The organism is Helicobacter valdiviensis, from assembly GCF_003245365.1.
Taxonomy (GTDB): domain Bacteria; phylum Campylobacterota; class Campylobacteria; order Campylobacterales; family Helicobacteraceae; genus Helicobacter_D; species Helicobacter_D valdiviensis.
On record NZ_NBIU01000009.1, the window covers coordinates 43,071 to 60,095 of the forward strand.

19 protein-coding genes and 1 pseudogene are annotated in these 17,025 nt (G+C 32.7%); 6 read left to right on the forward strand and 14 right to left on the reverse strand.

What is annotated here, in order from left to right:
* Window positions 1-574 precede the first annotated feature (574 nt).
* Genes B6S12_RS04615 through B6S12_RS04630 form a run of 4 tightly spaced genes read left to right on the forward strand, consistent with a single transcriptional unit; the run spans window position 575 to window position 4,033 of the window.
* Window positions 575-1,864 carry an O-acetylhomoserine aminocarboxypropyltransferase/cysteine synthase family protein gene (locus B6S12_RS04615; protein ID WP_111229634.1) on the forward strand — a complete coding sequence of 430 codons (1,290 nt, stop codon included), beginning with the start codon at window positions 575-577 and terminating at the stop codon, window positions 1,862-1,864.
* A 9-nt stretch (window positions 1,865-1,873) separates the two neighbouring features.
* Entirely contained in the window at window positions 1,874-2,908 is a 1,035-nt protein-coding gene (locus B6S12_RS04620; protein ID WP_111229635.1) for a YeeE/YedE family protein, read from the forward strand.
* A 9-nt stretch (window positions 2,909-2,917) separates the two neighbouring features.
* On the forward strand, window positions 2,918-3,139 hold the full coding sequence (locus B6S12_RS04625) for a sulfurtransferase TusA family protein (protein ID WP_111229636.1): 222 nt from the start codon (window positions 2,918-2,920) through the stop codon (window positions 3,137-3,139).
* A 9-nt stretch (window positions 3,140-3,148) separates the two neighbouring features.
* Complete coding sequence (locus tag B6S12_RS04630; RefSeq protein ID WP_111229637.1) at window positions 3,149-4,033, forward strand: homoserine O-succinyltransferase; 885 nt, start codon at window positions 3,149-3,151, stop codon at window positions 4,031-4,033.
* Between the two features lie 355 nt (window positions 4,034-4,388).
* On the opposite strand, the pseudogene B6S12_RS04635 reads toward B6S12_RS04630, so the two are convergent.
* The 14 genes and pseudogenes from B6S12_RS04635 to accB all read right to left on the reverse strand — a co-directional run.
* Window positions 4,389-4,850, reverse strand: a pseudogene (locus B6S12_RS04635) (DNA-methyltransferase); the annotation flags it as partial.
* Window positions 4,834-5,076 (reverse strand): hypothetical protein, encoded by a 243-nt coding sequence (locus B6S12_RS04640; RefSeq protein WP_111229638.1) that lies wholly within the window; start codon window positions 5,074-5,076, stop codon window positions 4,834-4,836. The gene B6S12_RS04640 and the pseudogene B6S12_RS04635, both read right to left, overlap by 17 nt.
* Before the next feature lie 297 nt (window positions 5,077-5,373).
* The gene (locus B6S12_RS11665) at window positions 5,374-5,496 is read right to left on the reverse strand and encodes a hypothetical protein (RefSeq protein WP_281267882.1); all 123 of its coding nucleotides are present in this window, start codon (window positions 5,494-5,496) and stop codon (window positions 5,374-5,376) included.
* 3 nt (window positions 5,497-5,499) lie between these two features.
* On the reverse strand, window positions 5,500-6,087 hold the full coding sequence (locus B6S12_RS04645; protein WP_111229639.1) for a DpnII family type II restriction endonuclease: 588 nt from the start codon (window positions 6,085-6,087) through the stop codon (window positions 5,500-5,502).
* Window positions 6,088-6,094: 7 nt separating this feature from the next.
* Window positions 6,095-6,778 (reverse strand): orotidine-5'-phosphate decarboxylase, encoded by a 684-nt coding sequence (gene pyrF / locus B6S12_RS04650; protein WP_111229640.1) that lies wholly within the window; start codon window positions 6,776-6,778, stop codon window positions 6,095-6,097.
* 9 nt (window positions 6,779-6,787) lie between these two features.
* A complete protein-coding gene (locus tag B6S12_RS04655; protein WP_111229641.1) occupies window positions 6,788-7,807 on the reverse strand; it encodes a hypothetical protein in 1,020 nt (339 codons plus the stop codon).
* Complete coding sequence (gene dksA / locus B6S12_RS04660; protein ID WP_111229642.1) at window positions 7,807-8,163, reverse strand: RNA polymerase-binding protein DksA; 357 nt, start codon at window positions 8,161-8,163, stop codon at window positions 7,807-7,809. The genes B6S12_RS04655 and dksA overlap by 1 nt, the downstream gene beginning before the upstream one ends.
* A 14-nt stretch (window positions 8,164-8,177) precedes the next feature.
* Window positions 8,178-8,645 carry a 23S rRNA (pseudouridine(1915)-N(3))-methyltransferase RlmH gene (locus tag B6S12_RS04665; RefSeq protein ID WP_111229643.1) on the reverse strand — a complete coding sequence of 156 codons (468 nt, stop codon included), beginning with the start codon at window positions 8,643-8,645 and terminating at the stop codon, window positions 8,178-8,180.
* 1 nt (window position 8,646) lies between these two features.
* Complete coding sequence (accD, locus tag B6S12_RS04670; RefSeq protein WP_111229644.1) at window positions 8,647-9,492, reverse strand: acetyl-CoA carboxylase, carboxyltransferase subunit beta; 846 nt, start codon at window positions 9,490-9,492, stop codon at window positions 8,647-8,649.
* A gap of 186 nt (window positions 9,493-9,678) precedes the next feature.
* Complete coding sequence (gene motB / locus B6S12_RS04675; protein WP_111229645.1) at window positions 9,679-10,368, reverse strand: flagellar motor protein MotB; 690 nt, start codon at window positions 10,366-10,368, stop codon at window positions 9,679-9,681.
* 12 nt (window positions 10,369-10,380) lie between these two features.
* Window positions 10,381-11,148, reverse strand: coding sequence for a flagellar motor stator protein MotA (gene motA, locus B6S12_RS04680; protein ID WP_111229646.1), 768 nt, complete (start codon window positions 11,146-11,148; stop codon window positions 10,381-10,383).
* Between the two features lie 612 nt (window positions 11,149-11,760).
* Window positions 11,761-12,516 carry a flagellin gene (locus B6S12_RS04685; protein ID WP_111229647.1) on the reverse strand — a complete coding sequence of 252 codons (756 nt, stop codon included), beginning with the start codon at window positions 12,514-12,516 and terminating at the stop codon, window positions 11,761-11,763.
* Window positions 12,517-12,563: 47 nt separating this feature from the next.
* Complete coding sequence (locus B6S12_RS04690) at window positions 12,564-13,928, reverse strand: acetyl-CoA carboxylase biotin carboxylase subunit (protein WP_111229648.1); 1,365 nt, start codon at window positions 13,926-13,928, stop codon at window positions 12,564-12,566.
* On the reverse strand, window positions 13,928-14,398 hold the full coding sequence (gene accB / locus B6S12_RS04695; protein WP_111229649.1) for an acetyl-CoA carboxylase biotin carboxyl carrier protein: 471 nt from the start codon (window positions 14,396-14,398) through the stop codon (window positions 13,928-13,930). The genes B6S12_RS04690 and accB overlap by 1 nt, the downstream gene beginning before the upstream one ends.
* 91 nt (window positions 14,399-14,489) lie before the next feature.
* Between accB and dcd the strand changes: the two genes are divergently transcribed.
* Window positions 14,490-15,053 carry a dCTP deaminase gene (dcd, locus tag B6S12_RS04700; RefSeq protein WP_111229650.1) on the forward strand — a complete coding sequence of 188 codons (564 nt, stop codon included), beginning with the start codon at window positions 14,490-14,492 and terminating at the stop codon, window positions 15,051-15,053.
* A 621-nt stretch (window positions 15,054-15,674) separates the two neighbouring features.
* A partial coding sequence (locus tag B6S12_RS04705; protein ID WP_146239343.1) for a hypothetical protein occupies window positions 15,675-17,025 on the forward strand: 1,351 nt, incomplete at its 3' end.

Genomic DNA, 17,025 nt, shown 5'->3' on the forward strand with positions numbered 1-17,025 from the left:
TAAAAAGCTTTACAATAAAAGAAGAATATTTTTTAATCTTTAAAAGAGATTGCCACGCAAATATTTCATATTTGCTCGCAATGACATTCTGTTCTTTCACCGCAAACAAATTAAAGCAAAGTGTGACAGTCTAAAAAAGAATAATCTATATAAAGGTAAATTCTTAGATTGCCACGGCAACTTTGTTGCCTCGCAATGACAGATAAATGCCTTTAAGGATAGATCTTAGTTTGCTATGAGTTCTATGAACTCTTGCAATGATGGTAGAAGATAATAAAATGCCATAACATTTACATAGCCACACAATATCAATGAAGAATAATATTACCTCACTACTCTTGCAATGTCAAGAAACACCTTAAAGATAAATCTAAGATTGCCACGCAATATTTCTAAACCACCTAAAAAATACTAAAAAATTTTATAATTTTTGCAAGTATTATTTATAAATTACAATATGTATTTTATAAAAAGTAACATTTTAAACAAAATTTGCTATTTTTTAACAATTACATATTGTATTATTTATTTTTTATGCTATTATTACTCCATATTTAAATTACAAGGATTAAAAATGGCAAATTTAACACATAATAATTTTTCACAAGATACTTTAGCAATCCATGCAGGATATCATTACGACACTCAAAGAACACTTAGTGTTCCTATCTATCAAAACACAGCATACAGCTTTGAAAGCTTAGAGCAAGCAGAAGCTAGATTTTCCCTAAAAGAACTAGGAAATATCTATTCTCGCCTAAGCAATCCAACCACTGATGTGTTAGGTGCGCGTCTTGCAAGTGTAGAAGGTGGTGCTTTTGGTGTGCCAACTTCTAGCGGAAGTGCGGCAATTTTCTATGCAATTTTAAATTGTGCCCAAAATGGCGATAATATCGCATTTTCTAATAAAATCTATGGAGGAACGCAAACCCTCTTTATCCATACGCTAAAACGCTTTGGGATTGAAGCTAGGGTTTTTGATATTGACAATCTAGCAAGTTTAGAACAAGTCATTGACGCAAATACAAAGGCTATCTTCTTTGAAAGCTTATCTAATCCACAAATTAGCATAGCAGATATAGAAAAAATCACACAAATTGCAAAAAAACATAAAATCATAAGCATTTGCGACAATACCGTAGCAACTGCATTTTTACATAAACCTTTTAAATATGGTGTAGATGTCGTCGTCTATAGCCTTAGTAAATACATTAATGGGCAAGGAAGTGCTTTAGGTGGAGCGATTATAGAAAGAAATCATTTAAATGAACTTCTAAAAGATAATCCACGCTATGAAGCTTTTAATACTCCAGATCCTAGCTACCATGGATTAGTTTATGCTACTCTTCCTTTGCCAATTTTTAGCATTAGAATTATCACAGAGTGGCTAAGGAACATAGGAGCTACACTCTCTCCTCAAAATGCTTGGATTATTCTACAAGGCTTAGAAACTCTAGAACTTAGGATTAAAAAACATAGCCAAAATGCGAAAATTGTTGCAGAATTTTTACAAAAACATCCAAATGTAAAATCCATAAATTACCCAGGATTAAAAGAAAGTCCTTACCATAATCTTTTAAATAAATACTTTAATGAAGGACATTCTAGTGGACTAATCAGCTTTGAAGCACTTAGTTTTGAAGAAGCAAAAAAAATTTGCAACTCTTTAGAAATCTTTTCTATTGTTGCAAATATTGGCGATTCAAAATCACTCATTATTCACCCAGCCTCTACGACTCATTCACAACTAAGCCCTAGTGAGCTAGAAAGTGCAGGTATCACTCCTAGCACACTAAGACTTAGCATAGGCTTGGAAAATCCTCTTGATTTAGTAGCAGATTTAAAACAAGCTTTAGAGAAATAAAGGAGATTTATGTTGAGTGGAATTATTATAGGCTTACTACTTGGCTTTGTTTTACAAAGAGGGCGGTTTTGTGTAGTAAGTGCATATAGAGATGTTTTTTTAAGCAGAAATTTTACAATCTTTATTGCTCTTTTTATAGTTGTTGCATTGCAAAGCATAGGTGTTTGGACTCTTAATTCTTTAGGTTACATATCCATTAAACCACAAGAGTTTTATTGGCTATCTACAATTACTGGAGGAATTATATTTGGATTTGGAATGGTAATTGCAGGAGGTTGTGCTACAGGAACTTGGTATAGAGCAGCCGAAGGTTTAATAGGCTCTATTATCGCTTTATTTTTCTATGCTCTTAGTGCAAGCATGGTAAAATACGGTGCTCTTTTACCTTTGCAAACTTATTTAAGTTCTTTTAAAATTTCTGATGGAACTTTTTATCAGGCTTTAGGAATTTCTCCTTGGTTTTTAGTAATTACTCTAAGCTTAATTGTTAGCTTTTTTGTCATCAAAGAGTTACGCAAACCACGCCTAGAAGTTACACGCATAAAGCCTAGAAAAAATGGAATTTTACATATATTGTTTGAAAAATCATGGCATCCTTTTATTACAGCTTTATTGGTTGCATTCATTGCAATTTTAGCATGGCCACTCTCTTATTTAAGCGGAAGAGATGGTGGCCTAGGTATCACTACCCCTTCAGCAAATTTAATTCAATACTTTACTACAGGTAACACTAAATTTATTGATTGGGGTGTCTTTTTGGTTCTTGGGATAGCATTAGGTTCTTTTTTAGCTGCTAAACTATCTGGAGAATTTAGATTTCGCCTTCCTAATCAAAAAGCCTTAGCCTATGCAGGCTTTGGAGGAATATTGATGGGAATTGGAGCAGCCCTTGCAGGAGGTTGCACGATAGGTAATGGACTAGTAGAAACTTCGCTATTTTCCTATAAAGGCTGGGTAGCTACTTTATTTTTCTTACTAGGTGCTTATATAGCTACTTTTTTCACAATCATATTGCCAATACGCAAAATAAAACAAAATTTTTAAGGAGAATATATGGCAACTTTAGACACTAGAGGAAAGGTTTGTCCCTTTCCACTTGTAGATGCACAAGTATTTATACAGACCCTAAAAAGTGGAGAAGAATTAGAAATTCTTTTTGACTGCACACAAGCAACAGAAACAATTCCTCAATGGGCTGCCAAAGAGGGACATAAAATTACCCATTTTGAAATACTAGGTAATGCAGAATGGATAATAAAACTCATTAAAAAATAAGGAGAAAAAATGCCTCTTATCATACCAGAAGAAATACCTGCCTATGAGCTTTTAAAAGAAGATGCCTTTATTATGGGGCAAAGGAGAGCCAAACATCAAGATATTCGTCCTTTAGAGATTTTAATCATCAATCTTATGCCAAAAAAGATTGAAGCAGAAAATCAAATCTTAAGCCTACTTGCAAACTCTCCTTTGCAAGTTAATATCACACTTCTAGCCACTACAAGCTACATAGGAAAAAACACACCTAAAAGCCATTTGGATAGATTTTATGTAGGATTTGATAGTATCAAAGGCAGGAGATTTGATGGTGCGATTGTTACTGGTGCCCCCATTGAACAAATAGAATTTGAAGAAGTATGCTATTGGCAAGAGTTGGTGGAAATTATGGAATATTTAAAACTCCATTGCACAAGCACGATGTATCTTTGCTGGGGAGCGATGGCTGGACTTTATTATTTTCATAAAATCCCAAAAATCTCCCTTAAAGAAAAGCTATTTGGGGTTTTTCCACATCAAATTATCCAACAAGATATTCTCTTAAGCGGACTAGATGAGATAATAAATCTTCCCCATTCTAGACATTCTACTATCCATCAAGAAATCTTGCAAAAAACACAAGGATTAAAAATTCTTCTAAGTGGCGAGGAAAGTGGAGCAACTTTAATCAAAGATTCTAAAGATATTTTTATGCTAGGACATCCAGAATATTCCAAAAATACGCTTAAAGAAGAATATTTACGCGATAAAGAAAAAGGGCTAGATATAAAAATTCCAAAGAATTATTTTAACAAAAAGGGAGAAGCAATCCTTTCTTGGAAATCTAGTGCGAGTATGCTTTTTATAAATTGGCTAAATTTTAGCGTTTATCAAGATACACCTTTTGTGCTTTAAATAATAATTAACCGCCAAAATTAATGCCAAAAACATAAATATATTTGGCGCTTCTTATGCCTTTTTTTCAATGGTTTATCGCCTGCTTTATTGGTTAGATTAGTATTTAAAGCAAGATAATTAACTCGCATACCCTATGTTCTAGCACTAAAAATAATTTTTAGTGTTGTTTTTGTGTAATTTCTTATCTAGGCTTTGTAACTTGCATTTTAACAGTTATAAATATTTTAAATCACACAAAATCCTTAGGTAAAAGTTTTAAATCTCATACTTTTATTAAAAATAGTCTTTTATTGTGATAAAAAGGTAGCTAAATTTACTTTTTCCAAATTTCCTATTGCATTATTTTGTTTTTTTATAGCAATCTTTTTATATTTAAATCCTTTATCTTTGATTTTATAGTTTGAAAGTTACTCTCTAGCTCCATTTTTCTTTTTATAGATATGTCTATAAACTCACTTTCTTTTTCAATACCTATAAACTTTCTTTTTAACAAATTTGCAGCAATTCCTGTGGTAGAACTCCCGCTAAATGGATCGCAAATGATAGAATCTTCATTGCTTGCCATTAAGATTAAACGCACAAGCAATGCAAGTGGCTTTTGTGTAGGGTGTTTGCCATTTATCTTCTCCCAAGGAGCGATAGCAGGGAATGTTCAAACATCTCGCATTTGCTTATCACCATTTAGATGTTTTAAAACCTCATAGTTAAAAATGTGCTTGTGTTTTACACTTTTTCTAGCCCAAATGATTTGCTCTGTAGAATGCGTGAGATACCTGCAACTAAAATTTGGTGGTGGATTAGTCTTTTGCCATTTGACTTTCTTTTTCAAACTGCTTTGCAATACTTTCATAATCTGCAAATTTCACAAACTCCCTAATAGGCTTATAAATAGATTCTGAAATAATACTTTCAAACTCGCAAAATCGCCTTTTATCTGCAACGATAAAAAATTTTGCTCTAAAATCTTGCAATTCATAAAAGCGATTAATAGAGTTTTTGATATTTGTAGAATGCTCCGCTTCATAAAAGGCATAAGGCATTTTGCGTTCATTAAACCAAATACAATCCCAATATTTTTATCTTTTACACGATAATCATAACTGAAAAAATAAAGAAACTAGACTTGCTATTGCACCTAAATGCGTATGCAAAATTGCTTTTTTTCTTATGAAAGCTCAAAAGTCTCAAAGCCCCTTAGATTCCCAATAGAAGCAATTAAACCTTGATAATAAGCGTGATTAAAAGTGTTCTTAGAATCTATGTGCAATTTTTGCTTAATTGCTTTTAAATCCTCTTTTATCCCCTCTCCCAAAAAGTCCAAAGGCAATTTTAAAAGCTTATAATATTCTTCTAATGGCTATAAAAGTGTTTTTGTCCCCCAAGTGTTTGTATCTACCTGTATATAAAGCAAAACCACCATTATTCTTTAATGCAAGTTTTACATATTCTTTTGGGTGCATTTTCTACCTTATGACTTGATAAAATACCATTTCCTGATAATCTCCATAATGTTTAGATTTGGCAATTTTCTTAGCCTCATTAAGATTTTTTGCATAAATAAAATCTAAAATCTGCAAATTCTCTTTTTGATTCTCTTTATTATCAAATGTAAAACCATCTAACGCAGAAACAATATATTCTTTTTCCACCCCAAAAACAAAATCATTTAAATCTTTTATATTTGCATTATAAAATATTTCAGCTAAACCACTCTCGCATAGGAATTCATAAATCTTTTGTGGGGTTTGGAGATAGCAATCCATACTGCATATTTGACCCATACTATCAAATAATTGCTCTTTTTTAGTATCTCTAATGGCAAGTAGTAAGGGTAAAACTTCAAATGCCTTAGAATATTCACAAAACAATATTGTAATTTTTTCTTGTAATTGTGGCTCTTGTGTGCCTAGCAAAAAATTAAGATGATTGAGTGATATTTTGATTTTATCTATATTGAACTTACACTTTGCCCAATCTACATAAAAGCCAAATGTGCGGTTTGTGGATTGTAAAGTTTCTAAAAAACTTTCAAATTCAAGTAAATTTTTCACAAAAACCCTAAATATTTTCTAAAATTCTCTTTGCGACTGCACTTGGATTTTCTGCTTTGTAAATAGGACGCCCCACGACGATAAAATCACTCATTGCTTCTTTTGCATCTTCTAGCGTAGCCACACGCTTTTGATCTCCACTATCTTCCCCAAAAGGACGGATTGCAGGGGTTAGAGTTAGAAAATCCTTGCCTAAATTTTCTTTTATCATTTTAGATTCAAAACAAGAACACACTACCCCATTTATACCCGCTTTATACGCTAGTTTTGCAAACTCAAGCACACTTTTATCTAAATCATTATGATAAATCTCACAAAACCCCTCTTGATTAAAACTAGTTAGAGCAGTAACCGCCATAACCAAAGGTGCTTTGCTAAGCGTTTTTGCATAATTAGCTACCACTTCCATAGCCTCATAACCACTACTTGCATGGATTGTAACCATATCAATACCTATTTTTGCAATCTCTTCTAGGCTATCTTTCATCGTATTTGGAATATCATAAAGCTTTAAATCCAAAAAAATCTTGAAATTTGGATTAATGCTTTTAATGTCTTCTATAAAAGTTCTTCCATCGCGGATAAAACTCCTCAAGCCCACTTTAACCCAAATATTCTCATTTTTTAAACCCTCTAAAAGCTTTAGGTTTTCATAAGAGCTTGGCAAATCAAGTGCAACACATAATTCCATGGCTACTACCTAATCCAACAAAAATAATTCAAGCGGATATTTTTTGCCCATACTCTTTAGCTCTAAATAAGCCCTTACTTTTAAAAATTCATTAGGCGTATGCATACTTAAACGCTCTTTTGCCTCATCAATCATCTCTAGCTCTAAAAGCACATAAAAATATGCCATTTCTGCTACTTCATCTTTATTAGCCAAATATTCAAAAAGATTTAGCCAAGATGTTGGCTCATAGCATTCTTTTGTCTTCTGTGCTAAAAGCAAATAATCTTGTTTTAAAAACCCTACTTCCGCACAAAGACTTGCAATATCCTCATTGCTAAATTCCAATCTTTTTGCATAACACATTCCTAATACTTGATTAGCAAGCTCTTTATCAAACTTCACAGAAGCTATAAAGCGTTTAATCTCACTTAAATCATCATTTGCTAGTAAAACTCTTAAAGCTTCTTGCTTATACTCATCACTAAAGCTAGATTTTTTCAATACCTCACTTGCAAATTTTGGATCAGATTTGATTTGATTTAGCGTATTTTGCTTAAAAAATGGAGAATTATTTCCTGGATTAAATTTCTTTAAATTCACATATTCTCCCCTTTTTAAATCTCCTAAAACCTCAATAAGCTCATCCAATCTTGCTTCACCACTTTTTTGTGTAATCCCCTCTTTAACATCAAAAATAAGATTATTTAATAAAATAGAAAGTGCTTTGTAGCGATTCATAGAAGGTTGTTTTAATGGAACCTCTCTTCCAAGAAGCTGGTTTTCAATTTGGTCTAAAATCATTTTATAATCGTTTTTGTATTTGTTTCTCTTATACCACATACGATACATTCCACCCACTTGTAAAAACAATACCACAATAAAAAACAGCACCACAGGCACAAGAAACCAAAGCGCAATCGGTAAAGTTACAAATCTCTGTGTAAAGGGAATATGGTAGGTATAATCCATACCGCTTAAGCTATAAATATATAAGCCCACTACTACAACAAAAACAAAAAAAGCACCAAAATAATATTTAAACTTCATTATTTTCCTTTATTTTTTTCAATAATTTCTCTGCAAACTATACAATATCTTGCATGTGGTTTTGCTTTTAAGCGTTGAAAATTAATCTCTTCTTCGCACATTTCACAAATTCCATAATTGCCCTCTTCTATTTTAGCCAAGGCAATATCAATAAATTCTAACTCTTTGGTATGCCTCTCAAAAATCGATTCATCAAGACGATTTTTGATACTCATTGTAGCAATATCCACTTCATCTCCCAAATGCTCTGATCTTACCACTTCCATACTTCTGCAATGCTCTTGATTATTGTTTAAAATTGCCTGCTTTTGCTCTAAAAGTAGCTTTCTAAATTTTTCTAAATCACTGCGTCTCACTTAGCTGTCCTTTGTCATTTATGATAGGGATGGTTGTTTAATAAACAAAAACTTCTATAAATCTGCTCACTTAAGACGACTTTTGCTAATTTATGACTAAAAGTAAGTTTAGAAAGCGAAAGTGTCGCATCACAACTTTTACAAAAATCATCCTCTAAACCATAAGCACCACCAATAAAAAAATTAATTTCTGATTTATCCTTCAAAAATGAAGCAAATTTAAACGAATCGACTTCCCTCCCACTTGGTGATAAGGCAATTTTATATAAATTTTCCTTAAAAACTCTACTAAAAATTTGCGTATAGCTCTTTTTGGCTTCACTAGCATCTGTTTTATGACTCTCTTTAATATTTTTATTAAAAAGATTTAACCACTCTACCTTTACGCCAAATCCCATACATAAACTTGCAAATTCTTTACACATCTCATCTTCTAAACCTTTTGTGGGTTTAGCTATATAATAAACATTGATTTTAATCAAACTAAGAAACTTTCAAATAAGTTAATAAACTAGCTAAAGTTGATTTCATATCTTTTCTTTGGACTATCATATCAATAAGCCCATGTTCTAATAAAAATTCTGCCGTTTGAAAGCCTTGAGGTAAATCTGCTCCAATAGTTTGCTTAATTACCCTAGCTCCTGCAAAACCTATCGTAGCACCTGGTTCTGCCATAATCACATCTCCCAAAAATGCAAAAGAAGCACTAACGCCACCTAATGTAGGATCGCTTAAAACAGAAATAAAAGGTAATTTGGCTTCACTTAAGCGATTGAGTGCTGCAGAAGTTTTTGCCATTTGCATAAGAGAATAGGTAGATTCTTGCATTCTAGCACCACCGCTTGCACTCACTATAATAAGTCCTTGCTTTTTATCAATACAACGCTCAATGGCTCTTACAATCTTTTCACCCTCCACAGAAGCTAAAGAACCTCCCATAAAATTAAAATCAAAAAGGATAAGTTGAGCACCTACACCCATAATTGTGCATTCTCCACTAATCACAGAACTAGGACGGCCACATTTTTTCTCATATTCTTCTACTCTTTTTTGATAGCTTTTTTTATCTACAAAGTTAAGGGGATCTGTTGGGGAAAGCTCTTTATCAAATTCCACAAAGCTTCCCTCATCACAAATTAAAAAAATGCGATCTTGCAAACCTATTCTCATATGAAAATTACACTTAGGACAGGTATAATGTTGTGTAATGATTTCCTTATAATACATCAAAGCATTGCAACTAGGGCATTTAACCCAATGACTTGGTGCTTCTTTTGGAGTGGCTCTTTCCACTTTTTTAAGGCTTTTAAAAAATTCTGCAAATCTCACTTAATTTCCTTAATTTACTCACATTTATATTTAAAGTAATTTCTAGGAATTTTATAAAAAAATGTGTTAATTTAGCCTAAAACCACATCTTCTTTACAAAAGCTAAAAAATAAAAAGTTAAAAAGCTCTCAAATTCTAATTTTATTCTCTATAAAAAGAACAATCTACTTTTTAAAAGCTTTTGGATTATTTTAAATTCCACTGCTTTAATAATAATTGCTTTTCTTCATCATCTTTATCGTCTGTGCGGATGCGAAACTCTACCCTATTGTTAATTGTGTCGCTTTTATTTCTTGTTAGAGGAGTATGATCCCCAAAGCTTATTATGACAAGCTGTTCTTGATTAACACCTTGCTTAATCAATAAATCTGCAATAGCCTCAGCCCTCTTACTTCCTAGAATAAAATTTTCACTTGGATTTTTATTGCTATTATCCGTATGACCTCTAAGCTCTACTTGCACCTGCGGAGGCATTTTTTTGATAATCTCTCCAGCACGCCTAATTAAAACTAGCATATCTGCTGATATGATTTCTGCACTACCCCTAATAAATTCAACCTTAGCAGGCAAATGCAAAATCATATTATTTTCTTTTTGATCTAGAGCTACTTTTTCCCTCTCTAGCTCTTCAACTTCGGAGTTTGCAGGAGCACTATCTTTATTATGTGTATCACTTTCTCTATCCAATGGACTTGAAGCAGTAAAATCAAAAATTTTAATAAACTCTGTTTTTAGAGCTTCTGTCTTGGCTGGATTGCTTTCAGAAATAGCCCAAAGTGCTATAAAAAGTGCCAAAAGCAAACTTAAAAAATCCGCATAAGGAACAGCCCATTTTTCACCTGCAGGACATTCTGCTTGTTTCTTTTTTCTAGCCATTTTTAAACCTTATTAAAATCTAGATTCTGCAGGTTCATTAGGGCTTAAATAATTAAATAATTTAGCTTCTAAATCTCTAGGATTAGCACCTTCAGCTATACCGATAATAGCCGTAGAGATTACTATTTTTTCTTTGATTAAATCGCGAGAATTTGCCTTAATTTTATTTCCCCATGGGCCAAAAAGTGCATAAGCACCAAAAATCCCTGTAACCGTAGCAGTAAATGCACCTGCAATTCCTAAAGCCATTGCCTTAGGATCATCAAGAAGTTGGAGTGCAAGCATAAGCCCCATAACAGCTCCAACAAGTCCCATTGTAGGACAAGTTTCACCCACACGCACCCAATATTCTGCACATTCTTTATAATACTCTTCTGCTTCTTCTATCTGTATTTCTGCACTTTCTTTTATTTCTTCAATACTTTTACCATCTACCATCATCATCATAATTTTTCTTAAAAAATCATTTTCAATTTCATTTGCTTTTTGCTCTAATGCTAAAACTCCATCTTGACGCGCAATCACTGAATAATCTATAAGTTCTGAAATCCTTTGATTAAGATTTACTCTAGCACCCATAAATGCAAGTTTTAGTTCTTTATAAGCTGCTTTTACAATATTTTTATGTGTTGCTGTTGTCGCACAAAAAATAGCAGTTGGCACTACTATAAGAAAAGATGAAAGATGAATAACATGCAAGGGATTTCCTCCCTCTAATATATCCCCTAATGAAATACTAGTAATTGCAAGCACCATTCCTAATATTGTTGTAAGATCCATAATATTTCCTTATTTTTATTCAAAAATATAAATTCTTGAAATTTTTTGTATTTAAGATTTTTAAGCATAAATTAACAGAGTTCTTATAAATTAAAGCTTAAATATGATTAATATTATAAAACTCTTTGAAAATGAGTAATTTTTATTTAAAAACTAAGCAATTAAATATTGTTTATAAAATTTTTGCATACCTTGCTTTTCTATTTAACAACCAAACAACTCTCCGCAAAAATTACTAATGGTTTTATTTTGTGTTTTACTAATAAAAATTAGTTTTAAAAACACTTTTTTAAAGTCTTATAAGGTTGTGCTAAACTTTACATTTTCTCTTTAAATCTTTATAAAAGCCATCTATATTTATTTTTTTAATACTAACACTTATCACAAAAATATCTAAAGGAATTTTTAGCCACTTACTTAGTTACTTATTAATTTTTATTTTACTTTTTAGTGAAATTTACTTGCAGTTGGTTTTTGAAAATTTCTAAACCCTTATAGCTTTAAAATCCCTTAAGGAGTTGAGCTTTTATTCTAAAAACATTACAAAAGTAATAAATTATAGGATTGGAAGATATTTTGAACTATTCATTTTTTATTGCAGTCTTAGATGCACTAGCCAAGAAGTGCATCTAGTCTATTTTGAAGATAATTTGTATTAAAAGAACTTGCATAAAGAGCTGCATTTTCTTTTAGCTTTGCAGTATTTAGCTCATTATAATTTTCTGCTAAATCATTTTTTTGCAAGTTACTTTCTGCAGCCTTTAGATTAACAACACTATTCATATCATTATTAATGCTAGATTGGATACGATTCATTACAGCACCAATATCGCCTCTTTTTGAACTTACATTATTGATAAAGTTTAAAATACTTTCTTGATTTGTTACTTGCAAACCTGATGTATTAGGAGATTGCAAATTAAAATCCACAGAACCACTACCTAGCATAAAACTCATTTGTCCGCCAAAAACATTTTTTCCATTAAAGGTAGCTTGAGAAACAGCATCATCCATAGATTGAGTAAGTGCATTTGCTTCGCTTTCAATCATTGCTCTTTGATCACTATTTAATGCAGGATTTCCTAAAGCAACCGAGAGCTCATTCATTCTAATTGCAGAATCACTAATCGTAGATAAAGCACCATCAGCAATTTGTAAAACTCCTAAAGCATCATTTGCATTTCTAATTCCTTGCGACATAGAATTAGCTTGTGCTAAAAGTGCATTAGCAATAGCTAAAGAAGCTCCATCTGTAGCTTCAATAGGGCGTGGCGAAGCAATTTTTTTAAGACTTTCTTTTTCTTCTTCTTTTGCTTTATTAAGATTAACCAAAGTCTCGTTAGTGTTTTGTGTATTTCCTATTTTCATCTTAATCTCCTTTTAGAATAAATTACATCCTTGTGATTTTAAGATTATCAAGCATTTTTCGTTCCACTTTGGGCTTTTTGCTCTAAATACTTGGTATGTATCACACCTCTTTTAAAATCGTCATTTTCCATCATTTCTTGATGGAAAGGAATTGTTGTTTTAATCCCTTCAATACAAAACTCACCTAAAGCACGCTTCATTCTAGCAATTGCCTCATCACGAGTTTTGCCCCACACAATGAGCTTACCTATCATAGAATCATAAAACATAGGCACAACATACCCACTATATGCATGGGTATCAAGCCTTATATGATTCCCTCCAGGAGCAATCCATTTAGTAATTTTTCCAGCAGATGGATAGAATTTTACAGGATCTTCTGCTGTAATTCTACATTCAATTGCACATCCGCTAAATTTTACTTCTTCTTGCTTTGGAAGCTCTTTTCCTTCTGCTATGTTTATCATAAGCTCTATAATATCAAGCCCACTCACAAGCTCACTTACTGGATGTTCTACTTGAAGTCTCGTATTCATCTCCATAAAATAAAAATTCTGATTAGAATCTAGCAAGAATTCATAAGTCCCTGCACCCACATACTTAATAGCTTTAGTAGCAGTAATTGCTGTTTGGAGCAATTTCTCTCTAGTTTCTGGCTCTAAAGTAGGTGCAGGCGATTCTTCAATAAGTTTTTGGTGGCGTCTTTGTAAAGAACAATCTCTCTCGCCCACATGCAAGACATTTCCATGCTTATCTGCTAGAATTTGCACTTCAATATGCTTGGGTTTGTCAATAAATTTTTCCATATAAATTGTGCCATCGCCAAATGCACTAATTGCTTCACTCTCGGCTGCTAAAAAAGCATTAAACATTTGCTCTTCACTCTCAACAATCCTCATTCCTCTACCACCACCGCCTGCAGCAGCTTTTAAAATCACAGGATAGCCGATTTCTTTTGCAAGTTTTAAGGCAACTTCCTTAGAAGCAACTGCCCCATCACTTCCTGGAATTACAGGAACTCCCGCATTTTTCATCACTTCTTTAGCTTTGCTCTTATCACTCATTAATGCCATTACTTCTGGGTTTGGCCCTATAAACTCTATCCCATGATAATTACAAATTTCAACAAAATTTTGATTTTCACTTAAAAATCCATATCCTGGAAAAATCGCATCCACATTAAAAAGTTCAGCCGCAGAAATAATCGCAGGAATATTAAGATAAGATTCACTGCTCTTATCTCCACCTATACACACTTTAGCATCTGCTAAATCCAAATAATGTGCATCTTTATCTGCAGTAGAATAAACTGCTACACTTTTTTTACCCATCTCCTTAATAGTGCGGATAGCTCTTAGTGCAATCTCACCACGGTTTGCAATTAAGATGGTATTAATTTCTTTAAAAGACATTAGATTTTCTCCACCACAAATAAAGGAGAGTTATATTCCACTGGCTGTCCATCACTTGGAACAATCTCTTTAATCACACAATCAAACTCCGCTTCAATTTCATTCATAATCTTCATAGCTTCAATAATTGCTAAAGTTTGTCCCTTTTTAACCTTATCTCCTACATTTACATAAGCAGGAGCATCTGGAGAAGGACAACGGTAGAAAGTTCCAACCATAGGAGAATTAACACTCTCCCCACTTACTGCTGGTGTAGTATTTTGCTGTGCTGTTTGTGGAGCTTGTGGAGCTTGCATAGGTGCTACTACTTGTGGTAATGCTGGAACACTTGGTGATTCCAATGCTACTTTTGTAGTCCCTACAAGTCCCTTTTCCAACTTAATTTTTGAATTTTCATTAACGATGCTAAGTGTATTTAGATTACTCGCATCAAAGATTTTGATTAACTCTTTTATCTCTTTAAAATCCATAATTTTAAACCCTTTAATTTTGTTTAGGAAGCCATAAAGCTTTTTTGTTATAATAACATATTTTCAATATAAAATTATTAAAAGGAATATAATGGGCTTAAAAGAAGATACCTGGATAAGAGAAATGGCACTAAAACACAACATGATTGAGCCTTTTTGTGAAAATCAAGTAGGCAAAGGAGTCGTAAGCTATGGACTTTCAAGCTATGGATATGATATAAGAGTAAGCAATGAGTTTAAAATTTTTACAAATATTAATGCAATGGTTGTAGATCCTAAGAATTTTGATTCTGCAAATGTAGTGGATTTTGTAGGAGATGTTTGCATCGTTCCACCCAATTCTTTTGCATTAGCAAGAACTATTGAATATTTTAAGATTCCTAGAAATATTTTAGCCATTTGCCTTGGTAAAAGCACTTATGCAAGATGTGGAATTATCGTAAATGTAACACCTTTTGAACCTGAATTTGAAGGACATATTACAATAGAAATTAGTAATACCACCCCACTTCCTGCCAAAATTTATGCAAACGAGGGAATTGCACAAGTCTTATTTTTACAAGGGGATAAAGATTGTGAGGTAAGCTATAAAGATAAAAAGGGCAAATACCAATCCCAAACTGGAATTACACTCCCTAGAATTTTAAAAAATTAATTAGTAAAACTTTTTGTTTTGCTAATCTACATCAAAAAATATTTTACATATTTACCATAAATAAATGTGGAGCTTCTGTGTAACAATCCGCTAATGCTTGTGATTATGTATTACTTATTAAACAACCTTATAAAACGCAACAACAAAAAGTTTTATAGTTTAAACTTTATTTGAAGATTTTTACAAGCTTTATAAATAAGCAGGTAAATCCATCTTAGCCCTCAATTTGAGGGGCAAGACTAATAAGCCTTGACTGTAAATATACAAAGTAGTATAATTACAACTAAGATGAATTTGAATGGTATCATCTTATATCTTTCAATGGGTATAAATTTTCAACCAAGCAGGTCTTCTTCACCTGCTTAAAGTGAAGACCCATTAAAATCATACCACACTTTCTTAAAAAACTTAAATATTTTTAATATTAATACTTTTTACCTTTCAACAAATACGATAACGCGTTATATTTTAGCATTATAAGCTTTATCCACTTACATACCCTAAAAAGAATTTTCAAAATTATCAAAACAAATCTTAGACACTTAATAGAATGTATTTAAGCAAAAAATAAGGGGGGGGGGGGGCAAAATAACAACTTTATTTAAATTTTAAGGAGTAAAAATGAAATTATCCCTGATTGCATCAAGGGCAATATTAGGTTTAGGAATTTTAGGGAGCGTGAGTGCATTTGGAGCAAATTACACCCTAAACAATGCTAATGACTTTAAAACTTATTTTGAAGAAAGTAGCGAGGGTAGTGGAAAATGGGTGCTAAAAGAAGAATATAAAGACGATAATCTAATTTTTAACTTTGATTCTGTATTCCTAACTGACCCAGTAGATCAAGGAGGTTTGGGATTAAATATCAAAGATATTACATACAATGGCACTAAATTCACAATCGGTGATGGAACGGGTGAAGATGACAGCTATTTTGGAGAATCGGATACTGAATTTAAAAACGCAAACCACTCTTATACAATTAATGCGGATGTAGAGATTAAATCAGATGGAAACCTAATCGCACAAAATCCTTCTTACATTAATGGAAATGTAAACATGGAAGGGGGCAGCATAGAAGCCTATAGAATTTGGGGCTTGAATGGTGCTTTAAGTATTAATGGAACTCTTACATCAAACAATGGCAGTTTTGTCTTTGCAGATTCTAATAGAAAAGGTGGGCTTTTATATGTAAGCGGTGATGTAAACCTTACTAATTCTACTTTTAGCGTGGTTACAGAAAGCTTTTCTAGTTTAGCATTTAGCGATTATGAGCTTATAAGAAGCGGTGGCAAAATCACTGATGGTGGAGGTAACCAAGTAAATCTTCAATATGCAGTAAAACTTTATGATCTTTTAGGCACACAAAAAATTGATGGAATTGCTTCATATGATATTAATAGAGAAGTGAGCGAGAATCTTTATAAAGCAAGTTTAGATTTAAGCGAAGATGGGAAAAGACTCTCTACGGATATTACTACCACAGATGATGCTAGAAACCTCAAAAAGATTCTAGAAGAAGAAGTGAAAACTAGAGAAGATATGATAACAGAACTAAGTATCAAAGAAGCAGATGAAGCAGAAAAAGAAAGAATAAAACAAGCTATTGCAATCCTCACCGCACAAAAAGATGCTATCCAAAATGCAATTACTAATGCAGGAGATAATGGTGAAAACCTTAGTGGTAAAGATTTTATTGATGCAGTAGGCACAGGCATAGCAGAAAGTGATAAAGCTCTAGCAGGAGAGCTGGTAGATACGCTAAATGGTGTAAAAAATACAGAAATGCACGCAGCCTTACTTTTAGATGTCAATAAAAATGTAGGTGGCACAGTAACTTCCCTCAAATCCTCTGGCAACCTAAGCGAAGCACAAGGCATCTTTAATAGCTTGATTAACTCTAGCATTAATGCAGGAGTTGGCGTGGGTGCAATCACCAATAAAAACTTCTTTAAAGATGTAAGAGAAAGTG